Annotated in this window: 2 protein-coding genes and 1 pseudogene; all 3 read right to left on the minus strand. The window is 71.8% G+C overall.

Annotated features, from left to right (window positions below):
* Nucleotides 1–166, minus strand: a pseudogene (locus NA8_RS34245) (2-nitropropane dioxygenase); the annotation flags it as partial.
* A complete protein-coding gene (locus NA8_RS32035) occupies nucleotides 166–2,208 on the minus strand; it encodes a beta-hydroxydecanoyl-ACP dehydratase (protein ID WP_063054028.1) in 2,043 nt (680 codons plus the stop codon). The gene NA8_RS32035 and the pseudogene NA8_RS34245, both read right to left, overlap by 1 nt.
* Nucleotides 2,205–4,944, minus strand: a 2,740-nt coding sequence (locus tag NA8_RS32040) for an SDR family NAD(P)-dependent oxidoreductase (RefSeq protein WP_157107038.1), incomplete at its 5' end; no start/stop codon positions are given. The genes NA8_RS32040 and NA8_RS32035, both read right to left, overlap by 4 nt.

Raw genomic sequence — 4,944 nt, forward strand, 5'->3', positions numbered from 1 at the left:
GGCCCACCGCCGCCAGCACGTCGGCGTGCGCCGCGACGCGCTCGTCGGACGTCGCGCCCACCCGGCCCTCGTGGCGCACGATCCAGCACGGACGCGTCAGGTCGGACAAGACGGCGGTGATGCCGTCGGCGGTGTCCGCGAGAACGCCGACCGGAGACGTGGTCATCAGCGCTCCTCCCGCTCGGCGAGCTCGACCGCCAAGTCGATCAGCTCGTAGATGCGCAGCCCCGGCTTCCACAGCGAGCCGTCGGCGACGACGGTGACGCCGTGCGGGCCGCGGTGGATCTCCTTGATGTGGGCCTCGAGTTCGACGGTGCCGTCGGTGGGCAGGAACTGCCCGCGGTAGCGCCAGGTGAACGTCCGGTCGGCGGGGATGCGGAAGACCGGATCGCCGAGCGTGTCGGCGAAGCCGGCGTCGATCATCCACTCCTGGATCGCGTGGATCACCGATTCCACGCCGAGCGATCCCGGGATCACCGGATCGAGGTGGAAGTGCCGGGCGAAGTACCAATCCGACGGGTCGATTCCGCGCAGCGAGTGCAGATACCCCGCGCCGTACTTCCCTCCACCATCGACCACCTCGACCTGATCGATCAGCGCCAAGGTGCGCCGGGCGCAGAGCCGGGCCCCTGGATCGGCGCGGCGCCCGGCCACGTCGATGGTGCGTGCGCGTGCCTCCGGGTGCTGCGCCAGCCAGGTCGGTGCTGGACGGCCCGCGTCCAGGCCGGTCTGGTTGGCCAACGCCTCGTCGCTGAAGTAGCCGAACATGGTCTCGCCGGTGTAGAACGGTTCGCCGTCCACGCTGAGGGTGTAGTCGAAGGTCTGTAGCGACGAGCCGGGCAGGACGGTGGTCGACAGCAGCCGGGACGACTGGCGAATCGTCTTGTCCCGCAAGTCGATCTGCCGCAACACGGTGGCGGTGCCGCCGAGGTTGCGCAGGCTCAGGGTGGTGCCCGGCTGGGTGAGGGTGGGCCCCACGTAGTAACCCATCAGCAGCGCCGCCTGCAGCGAGGTCTCCATGTAGACGAAGTGCGGCATGGAGTCGTTCGCGGTGTCGCCGTAGTACCAGGAGTCGGCGGGCGAGTCGTACTCGGTGGTGTAGGACGCGCTGTCCAGGTTCCCGCGCTCGCCGTCGAAGTCGAGCACCCGGTCGACCAGCAGCAGGCCGCCGGTTGGCAGCCGGGTCGCCCGTACGCCGGTGTACTCCGCGAATTCCGGTCCCATGGCGATGGCTTGGTCGCCACGGGCGAGATGCGTCATGTGGAACTCGTTGAGCAACAAGCTGTCGGAGACCTGCCCGGGGCCAACGCCGCTGCCCGGACGTTCCACCACGGTGACCGTGACGTCGCACTCCCCCTGTGCCCCCGCGACGCGCGCGGTGCCGGTCACGTGCGGCCGGGGCACCAGGTCGAGCGCGGTCACTGTCAGCGTGATCGTGCCGGACCCGGCGCCCGCGATCGTGCCCGCGCATTCGGCGACCAGTGAGCTGCCCGACAGCACCAGCGGCATGCCGAGATACAGCGCGAACACCTCCGCGGCCTGCATCGCGGCCGCGCGCGGGTCACCGTCGAAGCGGGCCTCGACGCTGCCGGCGCCCGAACCGCCGTACAACTCGACGGCGGTCACCTCGGTGAGCGCGAGCCGGGTCGACCCGGCCGGCCGGGCGGCCGCGTCGACGCCGGAGCGCCGGTAGGCGACCCCGAACACACCGCTCAGGTCGCCGTCGGCGAGACGGAGCAGGGCCGCTCGATCCAGGCGGGTGCGATCGGTGCGGGCCAAGGGCTTGAAAGCGGACTCCGCGGCGGTGGCCCGGCGCGTCGGCTCGGCTTCGGCGCCTTCCAGACCCCCGAAGCGACCGGTCGCGGCCTCCGCCTCCGGCGTTCCTCCCGACCGGCGCAGCGCTCGCTGCCACACCGCCCGTTGCATGGCCAGTTGCGCGCTCAGGGCCGCCCGGTGCGCGGTGACGACACCCGAACGAATCTCGGCGAGCGGACCGGCTGCGTGCGGGGCGCCCGTCTGGGCAGCCGACGCCCCGGACACCGCCGGATCGTCGGCCATCTGGGTGTCGTCCGGGGACGAGCCGAGCGCATTCGTCTGTGTGCCCGCGTCCGGCCGGTGCGGTGCTACCGTGCCGGCGCTCTCCTGCGTGTCCACCGCGAGGACGGTCGCCGGATCGAACGGAACGCCGTCGAATTCCAGGGTTGTCATGCCATCCACCGCCTCACCGAGGTCTGGAACTTCTCCGTCAGATCGGGTGTCGTCACCACCGTGACGTCCGAGAATCGTTGCAGCACAGTGCCGTCCGTAGTAGTGGCGGTGGCGTCGATCCGCGCGTCGAGACGACCGGCGCGCGGGTTGTCCACGGTGAGCACGAACGGCTCACCCGCGGGCAACGGCCGGAAGTAGTCGGCCCGCCCCACGCCGAGCGGCAGGCACGCGCTGCCGAGCAGCCGGTGACCCAGCACCGGCGGTCCCTGCAGGATCAGGTCGGCGAGGACCGGATCGTGCAGCCGCCCGGCGTAGGCCCCGCCCGCCACGGTGGCGGCGGGCAGTTCGCAGTCGAAGACGATCGCGTCGTCCGAAACCGCCCGGACTCGGCGCAATCCCTGCAACGCCTGCGCGTGGAACTGGACGGCGTCACGGTAGATGGTCGCCTCGCCGACCGAGCCTTCCGGCACCGGCCGGTGCGGGGAGCGCTCCGCCGCCGCGGCGAGCACGAGGGTCGCGCGGAAGTGGACGGCGTTCTCGCCGCGCACCGTCGCGTGCACCGTGGACGCGTCCCGGCCCGGCGCCACTTCCAGTTCCAGTTCGTCGAGCGGACGGTCGAAGACGATGCCTTTGAGCACTTGAAAGTCCCGGACGCCGATCACCGTGCGGCCCGGCAGGCCGCGTTCGGCGAAGTTGATCATCGCGCCGAGACCGAAGGTGGCGGGCAGCACGACGTGCTCGCCGATCCGGTGCGCGGCGATGATCGGATCCGTGGTGATCCCGGTGATCATCCGCCGGGCCCGCACCGTGGCGGTGGCTGGCGTGGTGTCCGACAGCGACTTCGCGGGCCCGACGAGCACCACCGTGTCCGCGGCGCGCGCCGCGGTGAACTGCTCGGTGAACGCCGCCGCGCCCACCTGCGGATCGAGTAACTCGACGCCGCGGGTCCGGAAGTGCTCCCGCAGGGCGGAGGTGACCATGCCGCCGTCCCACGCGCCCCAGTCGATCGCGGTGACGTGGCAGTCCGGCCGATGGGTCCGCAGGCTCACCGCGAACCGCGAGAGCGCTTCGTTCGCCGCCGCGTAGTCGGCCTGCCCGGCGTTGCCGAACAACCCGGCCACGGAGGTGAACAGCACGAGATGACGCGGGTCGCTCAGCGCGCGCAGCACCGAAGCCAGACCGGCGAGCTTGGGGTCGAGCACCCTGGCGACGGATTCGGCGGTCTTGTCCGTGATCACGGAGTCGGCCAGCACTCCTGCTGCGTGCACGACGCCGGTGATCGAGTCCCGCCACGGTGCGAGTGCGGCGGCCACCGCCTGCTCATCGGTGGCGTCCACCGCGAGGTAGTCGGCGCGGGAGCCGAGCGCCGCCAGCGTCTCCCGGATCTCGCGCGCGGCACGCACACCGGAGACGACACGCTCGATGTCGCGTGGCTTGGCGCCGGAACCGGCCAGCGCACGCACCGCCGCGGCCTTGAGCTCGGCGTCGGGAACCCCTGCCGCCCAGCCGGGCTCGGCGGCCGGCTCGGAGCGCCCGAGCAGCACGAAGCGGGCTTCGCTGCGCGCGGCCAGCGCCAGCACGCAGGTGGCCGTGACGCCGCGCGCCCCGCCGGTGACCAGCAGGACGTCGTCGGCGGTGAGCACCGTGGGGTCCTGCTCCGTGCCCGGCCGCACCGGCAGGACGGTGCGCGCGGGAGCGTGCCCGCTCGGCACCGGCGTCCGCCGCTGCCCCGCCGCGTCGATGCCGACTTCGAGGGTGTCGCGGGCCGCATCGAACAGTTCGGCCGTCACGAACTCGGCCAGTTGCCGCACGGAGCAGGCGGGATCGATGTCAAGGGCCCGGCAGAACAAGCCTGGCTGTTCGGCGGCCAAAGTTTTCACCACACCGCCGATGCCGCCCAGCAAGGCGTGCTCCGGCTGCGCGCTGCCGAGGAAGCCCAGCGCGCCGTCGAGCCGCGTGACCGTCACGAAGGCCGCTCGGCCCTGGGCGCCGCGCAGCAGCGGCACGGTGCGCCCGGCCAGGAGGATGCCGTCGGTCAGCCGCCGTTGCGCCGAGGCCCAGTCGGCGTTGCCGCCGAGCAGGACGAGGCACAGGTCGATCGCCTCGTCGTCCAGTTCGTTCACCGAATCAGCGCGGTGCACAGTCCAATTCAGGCCGGTTAGTGCGGCGGCGAGGGCCTCGCCACCCGCGTCCGGTTCGCCGGTCAGGTCGACGAGCACCGCCCGCGCCCCGTCCCGGAAGGGCGCTACCGCCCGATCCAGCGCAGGCAGCGAGACCAGTTCGACGGCGTGCCGCGACGTTCCCGCCGCGGCCTCAGCTTTTGGGTGGACATCACCACCGGCGGCACCGGCGAGTTCCCCCACGATCTGATCCAACGTGCGCAGCGTGCCCAGCTGCTCCGGACCCAAACTCGGCAACTGCGGAAATCGTTCCTGCAGCGCGCCGATCACCTGCACCCGCTTGATCGAATCCACACCGAGATCGGCTTCCAGATCCATCGACGGATCCACCATCTCGACGGGATAACCCGTCTTCTCCGCGACCACTTCACGCAGCGCACGCCGCAACGCCTCACCGGAGACCTGGGCGTCGGTGGTCGCGGGAGCGGTTGCGTTCGACGTCGGGGACTGCGCGGCCGTGGTCGGCGCGCCGGCACCGCCGAGCAGCTCGGCGATCTGGTCCAGTGTCCGCAACGTGCCCAGCTGCTCCGGACCCAAACTCGGCAACTGCGGGAAA

The sequence above is a fragment of the Nocardia arthritidis NBRC 100137 genome (assembly GCF_001612765.1).
Classification (GTDB): domain Bacteria; phylum Actinomycetota; class Actinomycetes; order Mycobacteriales; family Mycobacteriaceae; genus Nocardia; species Nocardia arthritidis.

What these genes read in the sequence shown, in the direction of transcription:
- NA8_RS32035 (WP_063054028.1), bottom strand. Translation starts at nt 2,208, where the DNA reads ATGACAACCCTGGAATTCGACGGCGTTCCGTTCGATCCGGCGACCGTC.